This window comes from Brevundimonas sp. D3-1P (assembly GCF_055809335.1).
The window spans coordinates 1457118-1478378 of the sequence record NZ_CM147908.1 but is presented as its reverse complement, the minus strand read 5'-3'; the positions used below and the strand labels follow the sequence as shown (position 1 = coordinate 1478378).

General features: G+C 68.6%; 19 protein-coding genes. 11 read left to right on the top strand and 8 right to left on the bottom strand.

What is annotated here, in order from left to right; translation table 11 throughout:
- Window positions 1–30: 30 nt before the first annotated feature.
- Window positions 31–762, top strand: coding sequence for a glutamine amidotransferase-related protein (locus AC0L6G_RS07635; RefSeq protein WP_293827342.1), 732 nt, complete (start codon window positions 31–33; stop codon window positions 760–762).
- Here AC0L6G_RS07635 and AC0L6G_RS07630 read toward each other — a convergent pair.
- Window positions 759–1814, bottom strand: coding sequence for a YeiH family protein (locus AC0L6G_RS07630; protein ID WP_293827340.1), 1056 nt, complete (start codon window positions 1812–1814; stop codon window positions 759–761). The genes AC0L6G_RS07635 and AC0L6G_RS07630 overlap by 4 nt on opposite strands.
- Window positions 1815–1893: 79 nt before the next feature.
- Here AC0L6G_RS07630 and AC0L6G_RS07625 point away from each other — a divergent pair, with 79 nt between their 5' ends.
- Complete coding sequence (locus tag AC0L6G_RS07625) at window positions 1894–2772, top strand: LysR family transcriptional regulator (protein WP_293827338.1); 879 nt, start codon at window positions 1894–1896, stop codon at window positions 2770–2772.
- 34 nt (window positions 2773–2806) lie between these two features.
- Here AC0L6G_RS07625 and hemF read toward each other — a convergent pair whose 3' ends face one another.
- The gene (hemF, locus tag AC0L6G_RS07620; protein WP_293827335.1) at window positions 2807–3688 is read right to left on the bottom strand and encodes an oxygen-dependent coproporphyrinogen oxidase; all 882 of its coding nucleotides are present in this window, start codon (window positions 3686–3688) and stop codon (window positions 2807–2809) included.
- A 30-nt stretch (window positions 3689–3718) separates the two neighbouring features.
- Entirely contained in the window at window positions 3719–4183 is a 465-nt protein-coding gene (locus AC0L6G_RS07615) for a tRNA (cytidine(34)-2'-O)-methyltransferase (RefSeq protein WP_293827332.1), read from the bottom strand.
- Window positions 4184–4377: 194 nt separating this feature from the next.
- Here AC0L6G_RS07615 and petA point away from each other — a divergent pair, with 194 nt between their 5' ends.
- From petA to AC0L6G_RS07590, 5 genes are all read left to right on the top strand, one after another.
- Window positions 4378–4929: a ubiquinol-cytochrome c reductase iron-sulfur subunit gene (gene petA, locus AC0L6G_RS07610; protein ID WP_291536428.1), complete on the top strand. Its 552-nt coding sequence runs from the start codon at window positions 4378–4380 to the stop codon at window positions 4927–4929.
- A 15-nt stretch (window positions 4930–4944) separates the two neighbouring features.
- On the top strand, window positions 4945–6249 hold the full coding sequence (locus tag AC0L6G_RS07605) for a cytochrome b (RefSeq protein WP_293827329.1): 1305 nt from the start codon (window positions 4945–4947) through the stop codon (window positions 6247–6249).
- A 5-nt stretch (window positions 6250–6254) separates the two neighbouring features.
- Entirely contained in the window at window positions 6255–7127 is an 873-nt protein-coding gene (locus AC0L6G_RS07600) for a cytochrome c1 (RefSeq protein WP_293827328.1), read from the top strand.
- Window positions 7128–7275: 148 nt separating this feature from the next.
- Window positions 7276–8934, top strand: a complete 1659-nt coding sequence (locus AC0L6G_RS07595; protein WP_293827327.1) for a M28 family metallopeptidase — start codon at window positions 7276–7278, stop codon at window positions 8932–8934.
- A gap of 70 nt (window positions 8935–9004) precedes the next feature.
- Window positions 9005–10648: a M28 family peptidase gene (locus AC0L6G_RS07590; RefSeq protein ID WP_293827326.1), complete on the top strand. Its 1644-nt coding sequence runs from the start codon at window positions 9005–9007 to the stop codon at window positions 10646–10648.
- 325 nt (window positions 10649–10973) lie between these two features.
- Here the strand turns inward: AC0L6G_RS07590 and AC0L6G_RS07585 are convergent, their stop codons facing one another.
- Complete coding sequence (locus tag AC0L6G_RS07585) at window positions 10974–12404, bottom strand: helix-turn-helix domain-containing protein (RefSeq protein ID WP_293827965.1); 1431 nt, start codon at window positions 12402–12404, stop codon at window positions 10974–10976.
- Window positions 12405–12559: 155 nt separating this feature from the next.
- Here AC0L6G_RS07585 and aceA point away from each other — a divergent pair, with 155 nt between their 5' ends.
- Both aceA and AC0L6G_RS07575 read left to right on the top strand, forming a co-directional pair.
- Window positions 12560–13840, top strand: coding sequence for an isocitrate lyase (gene aceA, locus AC0L6G_RS07580; protein WP_291536421.1), 1281 nt, complete (start codon window positions 12560–12562; stop codon window positions 13838–13840).
- 19 nt (window positions 13841–13859) lie between these two features.
- Window positions 13860–14069, top strand: a complete 210-nt coding sequence (locus AC0L6G_RS07575; protein ID WP_293827963.1) for a hypothetical protein — start codon at window positions 13860–13862, stop codon at window positions 14067–14069.
- A 67-nt stretch (window positions 14070–14136) separates the two neighbouring features.
- Here AC0L6G_RS07575 and AC0L6G_RS07570 read toward each other — a convergent pair whose 3' ends face one another.
- Together AC0L6G_RS07570 and AC0L6G_RS07565 are read right to left on the bottom strand one after the other, a co-directional pair.
- Entirely contained in the window at window positions 14137–15264 is a 1128-nt protein-coding gene (locus tag AC0L6G_RS07570) for a hypothetical protein (protein WP_473253137.1), read from the bottom strand.
- Between the two features lie 83 nt (window positions 15265–15347).
- Complete coding sequence (locus AC0L6G_RS07565) at window positions 15348–16283, bottom strand: ribose-phosphate pyrophosphokinase (protein ID WP_293827959.1); 936 nt, start codon at window positions 16281–16283, stop codon at window positions 15348–15350.
- A gap of 190 nt (window positions 16284–16473) precedes the next feature.
- Between AC0L6G_RS07565 and AC0L6G_RS07560 the strand changes: the two genes are divergently transcribed.
- Both AC0L6G_RS07560 and recN read left to right on the top strand, forming a co-directional pair.
- A complete protein-coding gene (locus AC0L6G_RS07560) occupies window positions 16474–17328 on the top strand; it encodes an outer membrane protein assembly factor BamD (protein WP_291536416.1) in 855 nt (284 codons plus the stop codon).
- 89 nt (window positions 17329–17417) lie between these two features.
- Complete coding sequence (recN, locus tag AC0L6G_RS07555; protein ID WP_293827957.1) at window positions 17418–19115, top strand: DNA repair protein RecN; 1698 nt, start codon at window positions 17418–17420, stop codon at window positions 19113–19115.
- A gap of 621 nt (window positions 19116–19736) precedes the next feature.
- On the opposite strand, the gene AC0L6G_RS07550 is transcribed toward recN, so the two are convergent.
- Both AC0L6G_RS07550 and AC0L6G_RS07545 read right to left on the bottom strand, forming a co-directional pair.
- Window positions 19737–20654, bottom strand: a complete 918-nt coding sequence (locus AC0L6G_RS07550; protein ID WP_291536410.1) for a cobalamin biosynthesis protein CbiG — start codon at window positions 20652–20654, stop codon at window positions 19737–19739.
- A gap of 90 nt (window positions 20655–20744) precedes the next feature.
- Window positions 20745–21260, bottom strand: a complete 516-nt coding sequence (locus AC0L6G_RS07545) for a hypothetical protein (RefSeq protein ID WP_291536408.1) — start codon at window positions 21258–21260, stop codon at window positions 20745–20747.
- Window position 21261: the final 1 nt, after the last annotated feature.

The window sequence follows — 21261 nt, the reverse complement described above, 5'->3', positions numbered from 1 at the left end:
CGCGGGACGCAATCGGATAGGGTTCGGCGCATGACCCGCATCGCCATTCTGGAAACCGGCCATCCGCCGGAGGACCTGAAAGACGCCTTCGACGACTATCCGGCGCGTTTTCGGGCCTTGCTGGGCGAGGGCGTGCCGACGACGCGGTTCAATGTGCAGGCCGGCCATCTGCCCGACGATCCGGCCGCGTTCCAGGGCGCCATCGTCACCGGCTCGGCGGCCGGGGTCTATGACGACCTGCCGTGGATTCCGCAGCTGGTGGATTGGCTGAGGGCGGCGCGGGGCCGGACGCGGCTGGTGGGCATCTGTTTCGGGCATCAGGCCCTGGCCCACGCCTTCGGCGGGGCGGTGGAGAAGTCGCACAAGGGCTGGGGCGTGGGCCTGCACCGCTACGAGGTGCATTCCGACGAGCCGTGGATGCATCCGCGCGCGCGAACCCTCGCCATTCCGGTGTCGCATCAGGATCAGGTGACGGCGATCTCGGACGATGCGCGGGTCATCGCCTCCAGCGGCTTCACCCCCTACGCCGGACTGGCCTGGGGGCAGGACGCCATATCGTTCCAGTGCCACCCGGAGTTCCAGCCCGAATACGCCCAGGCCCTGATCGAGGGACGACGCGGGGCGCGGATTCCCCACGACGTGGCGGACGCGGCCATCGACAGCCTGAAACGGCCGAACGACCGGGCGGTGCTGACGGCCTGGATTCGCGCCTTTCTGCTGCTGACCCCGCCGCCGGTCGAGGATCAGGGCAGCGGGATCTAAAGCCCCAGCGCCCAGATCAGCCCGAACGCCAGCAGCACCAGGGCGGCCAGGGACAGGAGAACGGCGGCGACGACCCGGCCGCCGGCGCGGGCCACGGCGCGAATGTCGGTCTGCAGGCCCAGGGCCGCCATGGCGATCACGGTCAAAAGGCCGGAGGTCGCCGCCATGGGCGACAACAGGGCTTGGGGGATCAGGTCCAGCGAACGCAGGGCGACCATGGCCAGAAAGCCGGCGATGAACCAGGGCAGCAGCCGCGTCAGGCCCGGCCTGGCGGCGCCCGGCGCCCGGTCGCGCAGGATCAGCGAAAGGACGAGTACGACCGGCCCCAGCATCAGCACCCGCACCAGCTTGACCACCGTGCCGGTCTGGATGGAAACCGCGCCGTAGGGGGCGGCGGCGGCCAGCACCTGGGGCACCGCATAGACGGTCAGGCCGGCCAGGGCGCCGTAGCGAAGGCCGTTCAGATGGATCAGACCGCCCAGCAGCGGCAGGGCCAGGACCACGATCACGCCCAGGACGGCGGTGAAGGCGATGGAGGCGGCGACCTCTTCGCCGTCCGCCTGGATCACGGGGGCGACGGCGGCGATGGCCGAATTGCCGCAGATGGCGTTGCCGCAGGCGACCAGCAGCGCCATGCGCGGGTTCAGGCCAAGGGCGCGGCCAAGGCCGAACCCGATCAGGATGGCCAGGGCGACCAGGCCGAGGATGCCGATCACGAAACCTGCGCCCAGCGCCGACAGGGTCGCCGCGCTGACCGAGGCGCCCAACAGCACCACCGCGATCTCCAGCAGCGTCCTGGCCGAGAAATCGACGCCGGCCTTGAAGCGCGCATCGGGCGTCCAGGCGGTGCGGACGGCGGCGCCCAGCAGGATGGCCAGCACCAGGGGCTCCAGCCAGACGTAGCCCAGGATGTCGCGCTCGATGCTGGTCAGGCCGACGGCCGCCAGGGTGACGAACAGGCACAGGACGACGCCTGGGCCGACGGACCGACCGAACGCCTTGATCGCCGCGAGGGGCGGCGCGACGGGGGCGGGCAGGGCGGCGGTCTTCATCCCGCCAAGCCGTGCGGCGCCGCTCGACGGCGGTCCAACGGATAGTTATGGTCGTTCCAATCCGATTAGGAGATCAATCGTGACCCTGGAACGCCTGCGGATATTCGTCGCCGTCGCCGAGCGGGACCATGTGACGGCGGCGGCGCGGGCGCTGAACCTGACGCAATCGGCCGTGTCGAACGCCATCGCGGCCCTGGAGGCGGAGCATGAGGTGCGCCTGTTCGACAGGGTGGGGCGGGGGATCGTGCTGAACGAGACGGGCCGGGCCTTCCTGCCCGAGGCGGAGGCGGTGCTGGCGCGGGCCCAGGCGGCGGAGGCCGCGCTGGCGGACATGAGCGCGCTGCGGCGCGGGCGACTGGCCGTGTTCGCCAGCCAGACCATCGCCAGCTACTGGCTGCCGCGCCGCCTGGTGGATTTTCACGCCGCCTATCCCGGAGTCGAACTGGCGGTGGAGATCGGCAATACGCGCGAGGCGACACTGGCCGTGCTGACCGGCGCCGCCGAGATCGGCCTGGTCGAGGGGGCGGTGGACGAACCGGCGCTGTCGAAGACGCAGGTGGGGTCCGACCGCCTGGCGGTGCTGGTGACGCCGGACCACCCTTGGGCGGGCTCGCGACAGCTTCAGCCGCGCGACCTGACGACCCAGCCCTGGGTGCTGCGCGAGGTCGGATCGGGCACCCGTTCGACATTGGAGGCGGCGGTGCGCGCGGCGGGCGTCGATCCGGCCGAACTGTCGGTGTCGATGACCCTGCCGTCCAACGAGGCGGTGCTGGCGGCGGCCGAGGCGGGAGCGGGGGCCACGGCCCTGTCGGAAAGCGTGGCCTATGCCTCGGTCGCGGCCGGTCGGCTGGCGACGGCCCCCTTCGCCCTGCCGGAAAGGCCGTTTCGCCTGTTAAGGCACAAGGAACGCTATCGCAGCCGGGCGGGAGATGTTTTCGAGCAGACGATGATGCGTTGATGCTCTCAATCCTGCGGATTCTTGTGTGCCGCGATCAAGGCCACTTCACCACGGGCGGCATGGACGACAGGATGGAGTCCACGTTCCCGCCGGTCTTCAGGCCGAACAGGGTGCCGCGGTCGTAGAGCAGGTTGAACTCCACATAGCGGCCGCGCCGGACCAGCTGTTCCTCGCGCTCCTCCGCCGTCCAGGGCTCGGCCATGCGGGCGGCCACGATCCGGGGATAGACGTCCAGAAAGGCCAGGCCGATGTCGCGGGTGAAGGCGAAGTCGCGATCGTAGTCGCCGCTGTCGTGATGGTCGTAGAAGACGCCGCCGGTGCCGCGCGGCTCCTGGCGGTGGGGCAGGTAGAAATAGTCGTCGCACCAGGCCTTGTAGCGGGCGTGCCAGTCTGGGTCGTGGGCGTCGCAGGCGGCCTTCATCGCGGCGTGGAAGGCCAGGGTGTCGGGATGGTCCTGGCGCCGATCCGCGTCCAGCACCGGCGTCAGGTCGCCGCCCCCGCCGAACCAGTGCTTGGTCGTGGCGATGAAACGGGTGTTCATGTGGACGGCCGGCACGCGCGGGCTGACCGGATGGCAGATCAGGCTGATCCCCGTGGCGAAGAAACGCGGATCGACCTCGGCGCCCGGCACGGTTCGGGCGTAGTCGGCGGGAAAGGCGCCGTGCACGGTCGAGACGTGGACGCCCACCTTCTCGAACAGCCGGCCGCGCATCATCCCCATGACGCCGCCGCCGCCCTCGGGCCGCGTCCAGGGGGTGCGCACGAAGCGGCCGGGCTCGCCCGGAAACAGGTCGGCGGGGGCGGCGTCTTCCAGCGCTTCGAACGCCGCATGGATGCGGTCGCGCAGATGCTCGAACCAGGCGCGGGTCTCGACCTTCTTCAGGTCGAGCGGATCGGAGAAGACGGCGTCGCTCATGCGTGCTTGAACCACGTCGCGCCCGCCGCGTCACCCGTCGTCGCGGACGCCTATCCCGCCCGTCTGTCGCAAGCCTTCCCACAGGGCGACGCCCGCCGTGACCGACAGGTTCAGGGAGCGGGCGCCGGGGCGCAGCGGCACGACGACGCGGGCGTCGGCGGCGGCGTGGACATGGTCGGGCGCGCCCGCGCTCTCCTTGCCGAACAGCAGGACGTCGTCGGGTCGGAAGACGAAGTCGGTCAGGGGCGTCGCCCCCCTGGTGGTGAACAGCACCAGCCGTCCGGCCGGGCGGTCGGCCTGGAAGGCGTCCCAGTCGGCGTGACGGGTCATGTGCGACAGGGGGCCGTAATCCAGGGCGGCGCGCTTCATCGCCCGGTCGTCGAAGCGAAAACCCGTCGGCTCGATCACATGCAGATCGACGCCGAAACAGGCCGACAGCCGAATGCACGCGCCGACGTTCTGAGGAATGTCCGGTTGAAAAAGGGCGAGACGCATTCTAAGCCCGTTGATACGCGCGGCGAGGGGGTTTGTCGCGGTCTATTTGCGAACGTTTCGCAAGAAACGTCAGCAGCTTGCGCGAAAGAGGGCGCAGGTCGGGACCGTGGGGAAACACCGGCGTCGCTGGTTGGTTTGGCGCCGTGGCTGGGGAGGCCTTTGGGCTTTTCCTGCGGCGATCGGGAGGTGGAAACTTGGCCGAATCGGTCGTGCATACCCAAGACGCTGGCGATTCCGAAAGCGACGATCCCAATCGTCGCGACTTCATCTATATCGCGGCGGGCGCCGCGGCGGTCGGCGCGGGCGCGATGGTCGCCTGGCCGCTGATCAACCAGATGAACCCGGCGGCCGACACCCTGGCCCTGGCCTCGATCGAGTTCGACCTGACCAAGGTGCAGGAAGGCCAGCAGGTCGTGATCAAATGGCAGGGCAAGCCGGTGTTCGTGCGCTATCGCACTCCGGCCGAAATCCAGAAGGTCGTGGCCGAGGGCGCCGTGGGCAGTCCGCCGCAGACCGACCAGGAACGCACCAAGGCCGGCCACGAGCCCTATCTGGTCGTCGTCGGATCGTGCACGCACCTGGGCTGCGTTCCGACCTTTGGCGCGGGCGATTACGGCGGGTGGTTCTGCCCCTGCCACGGCTCGCACTACGACGCCTCCGGCCGCATCCGAAAGGGGCCGGCGCCCCTGAACCTGGTGGTGCCGGATTACGACTATCTGTCCGACACCCGCGTCAAGATCGGCTGAGGACAAGGGGGGACCATGAGCGACCACGAGAGCACCTACGTCCCGAAGACGGGCGTCGAGAAGTGGCTGGACAGCCGTCTGCCCATCATTCGCTTCGGCGCGGACTACATGTCCCTGCCGACGCCCAGGAACCTGAACTACTGGTGGACCTTCGGCGGCATCCTGGCCCTGTGCCTGGTGACGCAGATCGTCACCGGCATCGTCCTGGCCATGCATTATACGCCCAACGTCGACCTGGCCTTCGCCTCGGTCGAGCGGATCATGCGGGACGTGAACGGCGGCTGGCTGATCCGCTACGTCCACGCCAACGGCGCGTCGATGTTCTTCATCGCCGTCTATCTGCACATGCTGCGGGGCCTCTACTACGGCTCCTACAAGGCGCCGCGCGAGATGATCTGGATCATCGGCTGCGTGATCTTCTTCCTGATGATCGCCACCGCCTTCCTGGGCTACGTCCTGCCGTGGGGCCAGATGTCCTTCTGGGGCGCCGAGGTCATCACCAATCTGATCGGGGCCATTCCCGGCGTCGGCGAGCCGATCCTGATCTGGCTGCGCGGCGGGCCGGCGATCGACAACGCCACGCTGAACCGCTTCTTCTCGCTGCACTATCTGCTGCCGTTCGCCATTCTGGGCTGCGTCGTTCTGCACCTCTGGGCCCTGCACTCGGCCGGTCAGAACAACCCTGTCGGCATCCTGATCCCCAAGGATCGCGAGAAGAAGGACATGCTGCCCTTCCACCCGTATTTCACGGTCAAGGACGGGTTCGCCATCATCCTGTTCCTGATCCTGTTCGCCATCTTCGTCTTCTATCAGCCGAACGCCCTGGGCCACGCCGACAACTACATTCCGGCCAACCCGCTGCAGACCCCGGCGCACATCGTGCCCGAATGGTACATGCTGCCCTTCTACGCCATCCTGCGCGCCGTTCCCGACAAGTTCGGCGGGGTGGTGGCGATGTTCAGCGCCATCGGCGTGCTGTTCGTGCTGCCGTGGCTGGATACGTCCAAGGTGCGCTCGATGCGCTATCGCCCCACGATGCGGACCTTCTTCGTCATCTTCCTGGTGGTGGGCGTCGGCCTGGGCTGGTGCGGCGGTCAGCTGCCGGATGCGCCGGTGATCGGGTCGTTCAAGACCTTCACCCTCTTCGATGGCGACCTGAACAGCTATCTGTGGCTGACGCGCCTGTTCACCCTCTACTACTTCGTCTTTTTCCTGATCATCCTGCCGCTGGTGGGGCTCAAGGAGACGCCCCTGCCGATCCCGGCGACGATCTCCGAGCCGGTGCTGACCGGCGCCGACGCCGTCGAGCACAAGGGGTGAGGGGCATGACGATCGGAACCAAGACCATGTCGTTCAAGACGATCATCGCCTCGGCCGCCGTCGCTCTGGGCCTGCTGGGCGCCGCGCCAGCCCTGGCCGCGGGCGGGGCCGCTCATCCGCGCTCGGGGGGCTTCAGCTTCGAGGGGCCGTTCGGGACCTATGACCAGGGCCAGCTTCAACGCGGCTACAAGGTCTATCACGAGGTCTGCGCCGCCTGTCACAGCATGAACCTGATGCATTACCGGAACCTGGGCGACCGCCACGGGCCGTTCTGGAATCCGAAATATCCGAACCCGAACGACAACCCCGTCGTGAAGGCCCTGGCCAAAGAAGTGCAGGTCCCCGACATCGACAGCGAGACCGGCGAGCCGATCCAGCGCGACGCCACGCCCGCCGACAAGTTCCGCAGCCCTTATCCCAACGCCACGGCGGCGGCGGCGGGCAACGGCGGCGCCGCGCCGCCCGACCTGTCGGTGATGGCCAAGGCTCGCCACGACGGCGCCAACTACATCTATTCGCTGCTGTCGGGGTATCGGAACCCGCCGGCCGGCCTGACCATCCGCGACGGCCAGCACTACAATCCCTATATGGCCGGCGACCTGACGCCGTTCTGGGACGAGACCAAGGGCCATGTGCCGCCCGGCGGCTTCATCGCCATGCCGCCGCCGCTGAAGGACGGGCTCGTCACCTATGACGACGGTTCGCCCCAGACGGTGGACCAGTACGCCAAGGACGTGGCCGCCTTCATCGCCTGGACGTCCGAGCCGAAGATGGTGGAGCGCAAACAGGCCGGGTTCGGCGTGCTGATCTATCTGCTGATCTTCGCCGGCGTCACCTACGCCGCCTATCGCCGCATCTGGAAGGGCGTCGCCCACTAAGCCCGCGTCGGTTCGACCTTTTGGCCCGTCGAAGCGCGCTTCGGCGGGCCTTTTCATTTGCGACATTTGGCGCAGCGCGCGGAATCGACACGATGGATTTCGCCGCCTAGGGTCCACTATCTTTTCCGGCTGTGGGGGCCCCTCAACCATGCGTCTAGTGTCTTCGTTCGCCGCGGTCCTTCTGGCCGGCGTCGCCCTGTCCGCCTGCGCCACCACGGAGACGACGCAGGCCCCGCCCGTCTTCGATGCGGCGCGGATTTCGCAGGACATCAAGACCCTGTCGGACGACAGTTTCGAGGGGCGCGGCATCGCCACCCCGGCGGAGGACAAAGTCATCCGCTACCTGAGCGAAGGCTACGCCGCCGCCGGCTTCCAGCCGGGCGGGCCGAACGGCCAATGGACGCAGGACGTGATCCTGAACCGCTTCACCCAGTCCAACGTCCGCGCCTCGCTGAAGCTGGGCGACTGGACCCTGCCGATGACCCAGGGCCGGGAGGTCGCCATCTCGACCCGACGCCCGGCCCAGCATGTCAGCCTGAAGGACGCGCCCCTGGTCTTCGTCGGCTATGGGATCAACGCGCCCGAGCGTCAGTGGAACGACTTCAAGGGCCAGGACCTGCACGGCAAGATCCTGGTCGTGCTGGTCAACGACGCCGACTTCGAGGAGCCGGCGCTGAACACCTTCGGCGGCAAGGCCATGACCTATTACGGCCGCTGGACCTACAAGTACGAAGAGGCGGCGCGTCAGGGGGCGGCCGGGGTGCTGATCGTGCACGAGATGGCGCCGGCGTCCTATGGCTGGCAGACGGTGGCCAACTCCTGGGGCGTGCCCCAGTTCGACATCCTGCGCCAGAATGCGGCGGCAGAGCGCGTGCCGATGGAGGGCTGGATCCAGCGCGATGTGGCGGTCGATCTGTTCCGCCGCGCGGGCCTGGATTTCGAAGCGTTGAAGGTGAAGGCGCGCAGCCGCGACTTCCAGCCCGTCGTCTTGGCCGGCGCGTCCTTCTCGACCGAGTTCGACGTGGCGACCAGCCAGGTCACGAGCCGCAACGTCATCGCCCGCCTGCCGGGGACGACCCATCCGGACGAGACGGTGCTCTACACCGCCCATTGGGACCACATCGGCATGGGCGAGCCGGACGCGACCGGCGACCGCATCTTCAACGGGGCGGTGGACAACGCTTCGGGCACGGCGGGCCTGCTGGAGCTGGCGCGGATGTTCGGCCGCGCGCCGCGCACCGAACGCTCCATCGTCATGATCAGCTTCACGGCCGAGGAAAGCGGCCTGCTGGGTTCGGAATACTATGCGGTCAACCCGGTCTATCCGCTGACCAGGACGGTGGGCGGCTTCAACATGGATTCGATGAACGTCTATGGCCGCGTCGCCGGCCTGGGCGTCACCGGATACGGCCAGTCCGACTTCGACGCGCGTCTGGCGGCGGCGGCCCAGGCGCAGGGGCGCGCCCTGGTTCCCGATCACGAGAACGCGGCCGGCACCTATTATCGTTCGGACCATTTCCCGCTGGCCAAGCGCGGCGTGCCGATGGCCTATGCCGGCAGCCGGGGCGATTTCCGTGACGAGCCGATCGCTGTGCGCGAGGCCGCCCGGTCGGAATACGGGGCCAAACGCTATCACCAGGCGGCGGACGAATGGTCGCCGGATTGGGACTATCGCGGCATGATCGAGGATCTGACCGTCTTCTACGACGTCGGCCGCGCCCTGGCCGACAGCCGCGACTGGCCGCAGTGGAAGCCGGGGTCGGAGTTCGCACCCGTGCGCGCGACCACGGCGTCCGAGCGCCGCTGATTCACCCGATCCTTCACGCGGGGCGGGGGGACCTCTCGCCCCGTCCGCCGTTTCCTGTCGAGCAAGCCTTATGATTCTTCGCCGTTCACCCCTGGTCGCCCTGGCCGCCCTGGCGCTGGCCGCCTGCGCCGCCACGCCGATCCCTGTCCCCAGCCAGCCGGTCGACGCCTTCGCCGTCGCCTCGGCCGCCACGCCGCAGTTCAGCGCCCAGCGTCTGTCGGACCACATCAAATACCTGGCCTCGGATCAGATGGAGGGTCGGTTCCCCGGCCTGGTCGGAGAGCGGCTGACCCTGGCCTATCTGCAGGCCCAGTACGAGGCGATGGGGCTGGAGCCGGGCGGGCGCGACGGGTCGTGGCTGCAGCCGGTCGAGCTGGTGCGGTTCACGCCCGAGCGGGCGCCGACGGCGGCCTGGACCGGGGCGGATGGGGCGCGTCACGTGCTGACGTCGGGGACCGACATCACCCTGCGCGCCGGGGCGGCCGATCCGGTGGTCCAGATCGCCGGCGCCCCGTTGGTCTTCGCCGGATACGGCGTCTCGGGCCCGACCTGGGACGACTACGGATCGACCGACCTGACCGGCAAGGTCGTCGTCGTGTTGCGCGGCCAGCCCGAAAGCATGGGGGCGGACCCCAACTTCTACGGCTCGACCACCCACAAGATGCAGGAGGCGCTGAAACGCGGCGCCGTCGGCGTCATCACGCTTCAGGATCAGGACGGCCGCTGGCGCCGGGCCGTCGGCGGGGCGGCCCGGCCCCAGATGACGGTCAAGGGCGCCGAGGACGCGCGCTTCACCGGAGCGATCAATCTGGCGACGGCGACCGCCATCGGGGGCGCGCCGTTCGAGGCCGCTCTGGCCAAGGCCAAGGTCGGCGCCCTGGGCGGGGCGGTCGCCCTGGCCGCGCGGCTGGACGTGGACATCGCCGAGACGACCGAGGTCATCCATTCCAATAATCTGCTGGCGAAGATACCCGGCACGGAGCGGCCGGACGAATATGTCTTCTACTCCGCCCACTGGGACCATGTCGGCAAGGCCAGGACGCCCAACGCGGACGGCGACGACATCTTCAACGGCGCCTGGGACAATGCGTCGGGCACCGCCGGACTGATCGAGATGGCGCGGGCGTTCAAGGCCGGGCCGGCGCCCAAGCGCACCGTCGTCTTCCTGCACGTCACGGCCGAGGAGCAGGGGTTGCTGGGATCGGAAGCCTATGCCGCCGATCCCGTCTATCCGCTGGCGAAGACGGCGGCGGACATCAACATCGACATGCTGCCCTTCACCCCGGCGACGCGCGACGTGGCCGTTTTCGGCGTCGGAAAGTCCGAGCTGGAAGACATCCTGGCCCGGTTCGCGGCGGCGCAGGGGCGGGTCGTGACCGGCGACGGCTATCCTCAGGAAGGCTTCTACTACCGCTCCGACCATTTCAACTTCGCGGCGGGCGGCGTGCCGGCCCTGATGCCCTGGACCGGGCGCGACTTCGTCCAGGGCGGGATCGAGGCGGGCAAGCCCTATTACGAAGGGCAGATGGAGCGGTACTATCACAAGCTGACCGACGAATGGCGCGCCGACTACGACTTCACGGCGGCCCTGCAGAACCTGGACCTGCTGTATCGGCTGGGGCTGACCGTGGCGGACAGCGAAAGCTGGCCCGCGTGGAAGCCGACGGCGGAGTTCAACGCTATCCGCGACCGCACGGCCGACCAGCGGCGCTAGGCCGCCCTCTGTCTCGTCATCCTGGGGCTAGGCTCAGTCGACATTCAGCCCATGAACGTCATTCCGGGGCGTCCGCAGGACGAACCCGGAACCCAGGAGGCGGGCGTCAGGCCTTGGAGGCGTTGAACAGCGCGACTGCGGCCCTGGGTTCCGGGTTCTTCGCTCCGCTCAGCCCCGGAATGACGAGCCGAAGATACCTGTCTTCACGACTGTCGATTGAACCTAGTCCTAGGATCCAGACTCCCGGTTTGACGACGACGCGCCCCGGAGACGCCGGGCGTATGGATCCTCGCCGCAACGGCGAGGATGGCGGCATCAGGACTGGTCAGGCCGTGCCGAACGGGTAGGGGCTGACGGACTTAGACCAGTCGTCGACCGCCAGCGGACGGTCGATGGGGGCGGCGGCCCGTTCGGCGCAGGGGTGGCGGTGGCACAGGCGGCAGGCGGGGCCGATGGGGGTGGCCTCCGGGCTGTCCAGGTCCAGGCCCCGCGCATAGGTCAGGCGATGGGCGTGACGCAGTTCGCAACCCAGGCCCACGGCCAGGTCGTGCCGCTCGCCATGGCCGTCGTGGCCCTGGCGCTCGACCGTGCGGGCGAAGGTGAACCATCGATTGCCGTCGGGCGTCTCGATGATCTGGGTGACGATGCGGCCGGGCGTGCGGAAGGCCGAGTGCAGCCGCCAGCGCGGGCAGGCGCCGCCGAAGCGGGAGAAGGGAAAGGCGCCGGCGGCATAGCGTTTTGATATGTTGCCCGCCTGGTCCACCCGCATCAGGAAGAAGGGCACGCCCCGCGCGGTCGGCCGCGACAGGGTGGTCAGCCGATGCGCCGCCTGTTCGTAGCTGACGCCGAACCGGCCCTGGAGCCGGGCCAGGTCGTAGCCCGTCTCTTCCGCCGCGCGCTGGAAGGCGGCGTAGGGCATCAGGATGGCGGCGGCCAGCGTGTTGGTCAGGGCGACCTTCAACAGGGACCGGGTGGGGGCGTCCGGCGCGGCCGAAGCCTCCGCCATCCGATGCAGGTCGGGCCCATGTTCGACCAGAGCCAGCTGATAGGCGATGGCGAAGGCGCGCGACGCGGGGCCGAGCGTCTCCGACAGCAGCAGACGGCGGCGGTGCAGGTCGTAGCGGCGGGTCCATTCCACCATCACCTCGGCCGGCAGGGTGCGGACGCCCAGGTCGTGCCGGGCCGCCAGGCGCTGACGCGCGGCGGGTTCGAACCCGTCGGCATGGGCCGGCGCCTCCGCGGACAGGATTTCGGCCAGGGTCTCGCCCATCTGGTCCAGTTCGGGGAAATGGTTGCCGCGCGACTGGATATGTTCGCGCACCCAGTCGGCCGGGCTGGACTCGACCAGACCCTCTCCGGTCTCGGCGGCGGCGCGCGCCTTGGCGCGGCCGTCGTCGAAGGCCTGATACAGCCGCAGCAGGGCGTCCGCGACGCCGGGCGCCTCTTCCAGCAGCTGCACCAGTTCGTGGCGGGGCGCCGACAGCCCCTTGAACAGGGGGTCGGTCAGGATTTCCGCCAGCCGCGCCTCGTCGGCTGCGCCCGCCTGGTTCAGGCTGCGCAGATCGACGTCGTAGGTTTCGGCCAGCCGCAGCAGAAGCTGGGCCGAAACCGGCCGCTGATTGCGTTCTATATGGTTCAGATAGCTGGGGGAGACGCCGAGGTCCGCGGCCATCGCCGTCTGGGTCAGCGACAGGTCGCGCCGCAACCGCTTCAGCCGTGCGCCCAAGAAAAGCTTTCGGTCGGTCGCGACGTCCATGCGCCGAAAATGTCATAAAACGACCAGTACTGCAAAGTCATTATGTGACAAAATGACTTCAATATCGCGTTTACCGATGTGTCAGTCGTGACTTCGGCGTGTTCTTATCTTGAGACGGCGGCTGCGGCCGCGCCCTTCAGAGACCGAGTTCGATCATGACCACCTTCGCCGATCTGGTTCCTTCGCCCGCCGGCCGTTTCGACGGCATCGAGCGTCCCTATACGCCTGAAGACGTGCTGCGCCTGCGCGGTTCGGTTCCCGTCACCCATACGCTGGCAGAGCGCGGCGCCAACCGCCTGTGGCAGTTGCTGCATGACGAGCCCTTCATCAATGCGCTCGGCGCCGTCACCGGCAATCAGGCGATGCAGATGGTCCGCGCGGGCCTGAAGGCCATCTATCTGTCGGGCTGGCAGGTCGCGGCCGACGCCAACACCGCCTCGGCCATGTATCCCGACCAGTCGCTGTATCCGGCGAACGCCGCGCCGGAGCTGTGCCGCCGCATCAACCGCACCCTGCAACGCGCCGACCAGATCGAGCACGCCGAAGGCGGCGCCAAGCGCGACTGGTTCGCCCCCATCGTCGCGGATGCGGAGGCCGGTTTCGGCGGGCCGCTGAACAGCTTCGAGATCATGAAGGCCTTCATTGAGGCGGGGGCCGCCGGCGTCCACTTCGAGGATCAGCTGGCGTCCGAAAAGAAGTGCGGCCACCTGGGCGGCAAGGTGCTGATCCCGACCCAGGCGCACGAACGCAACCTGGTCGCCGCGCGCCTGGCCGCCGACGTCATGGGCACGCCGACCATCACGGTCGCCCGGACGGACGCCGAATCGGCGCAGCTGATCACTTCGGACATCGACGAGCGGGACCAGCCCTTCATCGACCGGGAGAACCGCACGCCGGAAGGCTTCTTCCGCCTGAAAGAGGGCACGGGGCTGGACCATTGCATCGCGCGCGGCCTGTCCTACGCCACTATCGCGGACCTGCTGTGGTGGGAGACCAGCCACCCGGACCTGGAAGACGCCAAGAAGTTCGCCGAGGCGGTGCAGAAGAAATATCCCGGCAAGCTGATGGCCTACAACTGCTCGCCGTCGTTCAACTGGGAGGCCAAGCTGGACAAGGCCACCATCGCCAAGTTCCAGCGCGAGTTGGGCGCCATGGGCTACAAGTTCCAGTTCGTGACCTTGGCCGGTTTCCACGCCCTGAACAACTCGATGTTCGAGCTGGCCGATGGTTATCGCGACAACGGCATGGCGGCCTATTCGGAATTGCAGCAGCGCGAGTTCGCCAACGAGGCGCGCGGCTACACCGCCACCCGCCACCAGCGCGAGGTCGGCACCGGCTATTTCGACCAGGTCGCCACGGTCATCTCCAACGGCACGTCCTCGACGACGGCGCTGAAGGACTCGACCGAGACCGCCCAGTTCACCCACGCGGCTTGACCCGGAAAGGAACCGCACAATGGAACCGCTGACCCGAACCGAAGCCATCATCGACTTCTGTCTGGCCCCCCTGGCGCTGGGGACCGGCACGGAGGCCGAGCGCGAGGTGCGCCGGCGCATGACGCATGTGCTTCGCACCTATCAGGCCAAGATCGCCAATCCGGTGTCTGTGGACTTCTCGTCCATGCCGTCCCAGGTGATCAACGAGGCGGCCCACGGCTACGAATAGGTCGCCAGTCGATAAAAAGGCCCGCCTCGATCGCTCGGGGCGGGCCTTTCGTCGTCCTGGAGAACGGTCAGCGGCTCGTGGTCGGGCCGGCGTTCAGGGACTGGGTGGTGGTGACGGCCGGCGCGGCGGCAGGGGCAGGCGCCGTGGCGGCGACGGGGGTGCGGACCGGGGCGCCCGTCTCCTGCGGATCGCCGACGACGATGGTGGTGATCTGCGTCGCCTCGGTGGCGCAGGTCGCCAGGTCGCGCGTCACGTGCCGGCCCAGGCAGAAGATGTCCTCATAGCTGGGGCGCGAGGCGGCCAGGCACTGGAACAGCATCAGCTTGGACATGTTCAGGCAGAATTCGCTGTTCGGCTCGCGGGTCAGAGCCTCGGTGTTGACCCGCGCCTCGTCGCCGCCGGCGCCAAGGGCGCCCAGGGCGGCGATGGCCAGCGAGCGCACGACGGCGGGCGTATAGGGCGGGCTCTTGCGCGCCGGCTCCAACCCCAGGCCCGTTCCGCTGTTGCCGGCGGCGAACAACAGGGCCGATTCCTCGGCGGAGGGCAGCATGTCCACTTCGGACAGATGTTTGGCGCCCTCCAGCCGCACCTCGCGGTTGGCGATGGGGGTGATGGCCCAGCGGCGGCGCGGATCGCTGCGGCCCTGGATCGTATAGGCGTCCTGTTCGATGCCTTCGGCGATGGCGCGCATGGCGATCGCATCCTTGCCGATGGCGCCGGCGATCAGGCCGGCGGCGGCGTCGGCGCCGGGCAGGGTGGCGGCGTAGGCCGGATCGGCGACGATCTGGGCCACCATCTGCTGACGCTGGGTCGGATTGGAGGCGTACTGGCGCACCCCGGCGACGAACTCGGGCGACTGCATGGCGATGATTGCGCCATAGGCGATCAGGCCGCGCGACAGCTGTTCGGCGTCGTAGGAGGCGCCCTTGCGGATTGCCGCCTGGATCGATTCCGCGTCGGGGAAGCCGCCGGGCTGGATGGTGCGGGCCTCGCGCAGGAAGGCGACGTAGATGGAGGCGGCCTCGGCCACGCCCTGGTTCAGGGAGATGGGCGGGGGCTGGCGGGCGGCGGCCTCGGCGGCCAGCCGCTGGGCCTCCAGCTCGGCTTTGGAGGGTCCGCTCTCGCAGCTGGCGAGCATGACGGCGGCGACGAAGGCGACGGCGGAAACGCCGCGGCGCAGGGGGGCCGATTTCATTGGAACATCCTCAAGGCGATCACGCGCGCAAAAGCGCCAACACTATGGGCGCTTATAAGGCGATCCGTATGATTACCCGAGGGTTAATCGAACAGTTTGGAGACCGATTCCTCGTTGGCGATCCGTCGGATAGCCTCTCCGATCAGCGGAGCCACGGAAACCGCACGGATTTTCGCGCAGTTCAAAACTTCGTGGGGCTGTTCGATGGAGTTGGTGATCACCAGTTCCTTCAGCGGGCCGTCGCTGATGCGCTTGACCGCCGGGCCCGACAGGACGCCGTGGCTGATATAGGCCGAGACCTCGGTCGCGCCCTGGTCGATCAGGGCCTTGGCCGCATTGACCAGGGTGCCGCCCGAATCGACGATGTCGTCGAACAGGATGCAGCGACGCTCCTGGACGTCGCCGATGATGTTCATGACCTCGCTCTCGCCCGCCTTGGGCCGTCGCTTGTCGACGATGGCGAGGTCGGCGTCCAGGCGGCTGGCCAGGGAGCGGGCGCGGACCACGCCGCCCACGTCCGGCGAGACGATCATCAGGCTGGGGTCGCGGCCGTAGGTTTCCTTGATGTCCTGGGCCAGGACCGGCGTGGCGACCAGATTGTCGGTCGGAATGTCGAAGAAGCCTTGAATCTGGCCGGCGTGGAGATCCATCGTCAGCACGCGGTTCGCCCCGGCGCGGGTGATCAGATTGGCCACCAGCTTGGCCGAGATCGGGGTGCGGCCGCCGGTCTTCCGATCCTGACGCGCATAGCCGAAATAGGGCATGACCGCCGTGATCCGCCTGGCCGAGGCCCGCACCAGGGCGTCGGTGATGATCAGCAGCTCCATCAGATTGTCGTTGGCGGGGTAGGAGGTCGACTGCAGGATGAAGACGTCCTCGCCCCGGACGTTTTCCTCGATGACGGCGAAGACCTCGTTGTCCGCGAACCGCTTGACCTGGGCCTTGGTCAGGGGGGCGTCCAGGTGGTCGGCGATCGCCTGGGACAGCGCACGGTTGGAGTTGCCAGAGAGCAGCTTCATCGGCCGGTCATCCTTTCGCCGTCATCCGCCCCCCATGAACGACGGTCGGTTGGCGCGCTCTTTACCAGCGGAGCCGGGCAGGGCAAGTCACATGCGGAGATTTCCTCGGCATGGCGCGGCCCGGTCGCGGGTGCTAGAGATCGCCGCGTTGTTTCCGGGGGAAGGGGCCCAGCGCCTTTCCTCACACGTCATGGGGTCGTCCTTGTCCGCTTCTAAGTTCCGTTCCGGCATGGTGCTGATGGCCGCGGCGCTCGCCGCCGTGACGATTTCCGGCTGCTCGGGCACAAAGCGTCCGCGTCTGGCCTATGAGGAGCGCCCGGTCGAGGCGCTCTACAACACCGGTTACGACCGCCTGCAGCAGCGCCGCTGGTCCGACGCCGTGGACTATTTCCAGGAAGTCGAACGCCAGCACCCCTATTCGGACTGGGCGCGTCGGTCGATCCTGATGCAGATCTACGCCTATTATCAGAACAACAACTACGCCGACGCCATCGCGGCGGCCGACCGGTTCATCCAGCTGTTCCCCGGCAATCCGTCGGCGGCCTACGCCTTCTACATGAAGGCGGTCTGCAACTTCGAACAGATCACCGACGTCGGTCGCGACCAGGGCTACGCCACCGCCGCCCTGGCCGGTCTGAAGGATGTGGCGCGCCGCTATCCGGGCACGCCCTACGCCTCGGACGCCGCGGTCAAGATCGACATGGTCAACGACCAGCTGGCCGGCAAGGAAATGAACATCGGCCGCTACTATCAGCGCGCCAACCAGCCGCTGGCCGCGCTGAACCGCTACAAGGCCGTCATCGCCAATCCCGACTACCAGCGCACCTCGCACACGCCCGAGGCCCTGTATCGGCTGGTCGAGGTGAACCTGCAGCTGGGGCTGAAGGAAGAGGCCACCCGGAACGGCGCGGTCCTGGGCTACAACTATCCGGGCAGCCCCTGGTACGCCGAGGCCTACGCCCTGCTGACCGAGAACGGCCAGGCGCCCGAAAAGGCGCCGGAGGGCAAACGCGAAAGCTGGCTGAAACGCCTCATTCCGGGCTGAGGCCTGCGGCGCGCGTCGGGGCTGTAATTCCTGATTTGTTCTTTGATCCGCCGCGCTAGACTGACGGCGATGTCGAATCGCGTGCGCCCATGCTGACCGCCCTGTCCATCCGCGACGTCGTGCTGGTGGATGCGCTCGATCTCGAGGTCGAGCCGGGGCTGACCGTGCTGACCGGCGAGACGGGGGCGGGCAAGTCGATCATTCTGGACGCCCTGGGCCTGGCGCTGGGCGGACGGGGCGATGCGGGCCTGGTGCGGCGCGGCGCCAGGCAGGCGGTGGCGACGGCGGTGTTTTCGGCCCCCGACGATCCCGATCTTCTGGCCCTGATCGCGGACAAGGGGTTCGAGGCGCGGCCGGGGGAGGATCTGATCCTGCGCCGCGTCCTGGGCGCGGACGGCCGCAGCCGGGCCTATGTCAACGACCAGCCCGCCGGGGTCACGGCCCTGCGCGAGATCGGCGCGGCCCTGGTGGAGGTGCATGGCCAGCACGAGACCGTGGGCCTGCTGGACTGGCGCACCCACCGCGCGGCGCTGGACGCCTATGGCGGGCTGCAGCCCCAGCTTCTGGCCGTCGCCGCCGCCGCGACCCGGCTGAAGGCCGCAGAGGGCAAGCTGGCGGAACTGAAGGCCCAGGCCGCCGACGCCGCCGCGCGGGCCGAGGAGATCGCCCTGAACCTGTCCGAACTCGACGCGCTGGACCCCCGCGCCGACGAGGAGACGGAGCTGGCCGGGGAACGGGCCCTGCTGGGCGCGGCGGAAAAGGCCATCGCCGACCTGGCCGACGCCCGCACCCAGCTGGGCGGCGACAAGTTGAGCCAGAAGCTGGGCGCGGCCCTGCGCGCCGTCGAACATGCGCGCCAGCGGGCGGGGCAGGCGGGGGCCGAGGGCGACCACCCGGTCATCCTGAAACTGTCCGCCGCGGTGGAAGCCATCGACCGCACCATGGTCGAGGCGGCCGAGGCCGTCGCGGCCGTGGACGCCGCCGCCGACGCCTTCGACTACGAACCCGGTCGGCTGGACAAGGCCGAGGAGCGGCTGTTCGCCCTGCGCGCGACGGCGCGCAAGCTGAACACCACCGTCGACGCCCTGCCGACGCTGCGCGTGCGGCTGCGCGAGCAACTGCGCCTGATCGAGGACGGCGAGGAGGCCCTGACCAATGCCGGCCGCGAAGCCGCCCAGGCGGCCGAAGCCTATGATCTGGCGGCCGAGTTCCTGACCTCGGCGCGCGAGGCGACGGCCGAACGGCTGACCGCCGCCGTCATGGGCGAACTGGCGCCGCTGAAGCTGGAGCGGGCGCGGTTCCGCGTGGCGCTGGAGCGGATCGAGGGACGGCGGGGACCGGAAGGGCTGGAGACCGTGCGTTTCCAGATCGCCACCAACGCCGGAACCGACTTCGGCCCGCTGGACGCCATCGCCTCGGGCGGCGAGCTGGCGCGCTTCGCCCTGGCCATGAAGGCCGCCCTGGCCAGCCGCGAGGACGTGCGCCAGCCGGTGATGATCTTCGACGAGGTGGATCAGGGCGTGGGCGGCGCGGTGGCCGAGGCAGTCGGCTCGCGCCTGAAGCGGCTGTCGACCGGCGCCCAGGTCCTGGTCGTGACCCACAGCCCCCAGGTCGCCGCGCGCGGCCACGCCCACTGGAAGGTCAGGAAGGCCGAGGCCGACGGCCTGACCACCACCACCGTCGTCGCCCTGGACGAGGAACACCGCCGCGAGGAGATCGCGCGGATGCTGTCCGGCGCCGCCATCACCGACGAGGCGCGGGCGGCGGCGCGGGCGTTGATCGGCTAGGTCAGGTCGGACCGGGACGATCCGTCAGGCCGGGCGAGGGGCGCCTTGGCTCGATCTTTGGGGGGCGATCTTTGGGGTTCGATCTCAGGCGCGGAAAAACACCGTCTGAATAGTGTGAATCGTCTGAAATCTTGCGACGGACATCAATGTCAAAGACCGGGCGACCCGTGTCAGGCGCGGAAAAACACCGTCTGAATGGTGTGAACCGTCTGAAATCCTGCGACGGACATCAATGTCAAAGACCGGGCGACCCGTGTCAGGCGCGGAAAAACACCGTCTGAATGGTGTGAGCCGTCTGAAATCCTGCGACGGACATCAATGTCAAAGACCGGGCGACCAGGTTCGATCGACATTCATTCCATGACCGTCATTCCGGGGCGTCCGAAGGACGAACCCGGAACCCAGGAGGCGAGCATCAGCCATTGATGCGTCAACAGCGCGACCGTGGCCCTGGGTTCCGGGTTTTCGCTCCGCTCAGCCCCGGAATGACGCCTGTATTCAAGAATGTCGACGAACCCAGTGTCGCACGGTTTTGGAGCGTGTCAGGTCGAAAGGGGCGTCGCGCCGTCACGGCGTTGAAAAGGCGGCGGGTTTCCTTTCGGAATAGGCTGGGGGCGCGGCTCAGACCCCCAGAATCCAGCCTTCTTCCCGTTCGACCTGTTCGATCAGGTCGGGCGTGGCGGTCTTGGGCGCGCCGAAGGCCCTGGACAGGTCCCCGGCGTCGTCCATCCGGGCCAGGGCCTCGGCGGCGGCGCGGACCTGGGCCTGGTCCTTGAACTCGCCCGGTTCCGGCCGGGTCTCGAACATCGAGGGCCAGACCTCGACCACCAGGGCCGACAATGGTTCGACGTCTTCGGGCGTCAGTTCGCGCCAGCCCGTGCCGAACGGCCAGACCGCGCCGGAGGGGCCCAGGCTTTCCAGCAGGCGGCGCACCGCCGGGATGCCGACCAGGGTCTGGCCGCCGACGGCGCCGGCGCCGTGCATCTGCCAGACGCTCTTGGGCTGAAGGCGGCCCTTGCGGGCGGCGTCTTCGGCGGCGCGGAACTCGGGGATGTCGGCGCCGGCCCCTGCGGGCGGCTTGGTCGTGGTCAGCCAGCGCTGCGCCTGTTTGGCCGGGGCGCCCCAGAAGGGCCAGGCCTCGTCCGTCATGAGGCGGTTCATCTTGGCCGCGACCTGATAGCGGTTGTTGGTGTTGTCGGGCTTGTCGACGATGTTGGCGGCGAGGAATTTCCACATCAGCTGCCACGGGGCCTGCCCGGACGTCCCCTCCAGCTTCAGACGCGCGGCCGTGCCGACCGGGAAGCCCAGGTTGAAGTCCAGCCCGACGAGAACCCGGTCGCCGCGCTTTCGGTGATCGGCCAGGATCGAGGCCAGCAGCGCCTCGCCTTCGGCGCGCGTGGCGACGTTGTGGGTCTCGGCATAGAGGCGGAACCGCACGTCGCGCTTGGCCACGCCGATCCACAGAGAGGCGTCGCCCAGCTTCCTGGTCTCGGCGGCGGTCCAGTCGGCGACGACATAGGCGTCGAAAAGGCGGGCCAAGGCGGCCTCCCGTAAAAAGGCGTGTCACTGAAACGAGCGGGGGCTTCTACCGCTCCCCGGCGATAATCGCAAAGGGGCCGATTGTCCCTGTCAGCCTTTCAGCAGGGCCTCGAGATGCGACAGCCAGCGACGGCCAAGACGCAGGGCCTCGCCCGGCGATCCGGTCTGGACGGGCAGGGCGGCGTCCCACAGGGCCAGTTCGAACTCGGGATGGCGGGCGTCGGCGAACATCAGGCGCAGGACCACCTGTTCGGCGTCGGGGGCCAGGATGTCCAGCGACTTGCGCGCCTCGCCCCGGCGGATGCGGGCGACCACATGGCCGTCCACGATGATCTCGCCGCCCTCCACCTCGTCGAAGGCGTAGGCCAGGCCGTGGGCGCCGTTGGCCCACAGGACGACCACCTGTTCGACGTCGAAGTTCAGGGCGCAGGCCCGGCCCTCGCCCGGCGACTGGGCCTCGACCTCGGGCGGTGCGCCCAGGGCCTTGAGCATGGCGCGGCGCAGGCGGCGCTGCGGCTCCATCCACCAGGACAGGGCCAGCGCCAGGGTCGTCAGCAGGGCCGCCGCCAGGGCGATCAGCAGAACCACCCGAAAGACGTCGGCCATC

Coding starts and splice junctions, on each gene's coding strand:
- AC0L6G_RS07570 (WP_473253137.1), bottom strand. CDS start 15,264: ATGAAATCGGCCCCCCTGCGCCGCGGCGTTTCCGCCGTCGCCTTCGTC.
- AC0L6G_RS07600 (WP_293827328.1), top strand. CDS start 6,255: ATGACGATCGGAACCAAGACCATGTCGTTCAAGACGATCATCGCCTCG.
- AC0L6G_RS07590 (WP_293827326.1), top strand. CDS start 9,005: ATGATTCTTCGCCGTTCACCCCTGGTCGCCCTGGCCGCCCTGGCGCTG.
- hemF (WP_293827335.1), bottom strand. CDS start 3,688: ATGAGCGACGCCGTCTTCTCCGATCCGCTCGACCTGAAGAAGGTCGAG.
- AC0L6G_RS07585 (WP_293827965.1), bottom strand. CDS start 12,404: ATGGACGTCGCGACCGACCGAAAGCTTTTCTTGGGCGCACGGCTGAAG.
- AC0L6G_RS07575 (WP_293827963.1), top strand. CDS start 13,860: ATGGAACCGCTGACCCGAACCGAAGCCATCATCGACTTCTGTCTGGCC.
- AC0L6G_RS07545 (WP_291536408.1), bottom strand. CDS start 21,260: ATGGCCGACGTCTTTCGGGTGGTTCTGCTGATCGCCCTGGCGGCGGCC.
- AC0L6G_RS07615 (WP_293827332.1), bottom strand. CDS start 4,183: ATGCGTCTCGCCCTTTTTCAACCGGACATTCCTCAGAACGTCGGCGCG.
- AC0L6G_RS07605 (WP_293827329.1), top strand. CDS start 4,945: ATGAGCGACCACGAGAGCACCTACGTCCCGAAGACGGGCGTCGAGAAG.
- AC0L6G_RS07630 (WP_293827340.1), bottom strand. CDS start 1,814: ATGAAGACCGCCGCCCTGCCCGCCCCCGTCGCGCCGCCCCTCGCGGCG.
- recN (WP_293827957.1), top strand. CDS start 17,418: ATGCTGACCGCCCTGTCCATCCGCGACGTCGTGCTGGTGGATGCGCTC.
- AC0L6G_RS07560 (WP_291536416.1), top strand. CDS start 16,474: ATGGGGTCGTCCTTGTCCGCTTCTAAGTTCCGTTCCGGCATGGTGCTG.
- AC0L6G_RS07595 (WP_293827327.1), top strand. CDS start 7,276: ATGCGTCTAGTGTCTTCGTTCGCCGCGGTCCTTCTGGCCGGCGTCGCC.
- AC0L6G_RS07635 (WP_293827342.1), top strand. CDS start 31: ATGACCCGCATCGCCATTCTGGAAACCGGCCATCCGCCGGAGGACCTG.
- AC0L6G_RS07565 (WP_293827959.1), bottom strand. CDS start 16,283: ATGAAGCTGCTCTCTGGCAACTCCAACCGTGCGCTGTCCCAGGCGATC.
- aceA (WP_291536421.1), top strand. CDS start 12,560: ATGACCACCTTCGCCGATCTGGTTCCTTCGCCCGCCGGCCGTTTCGAC.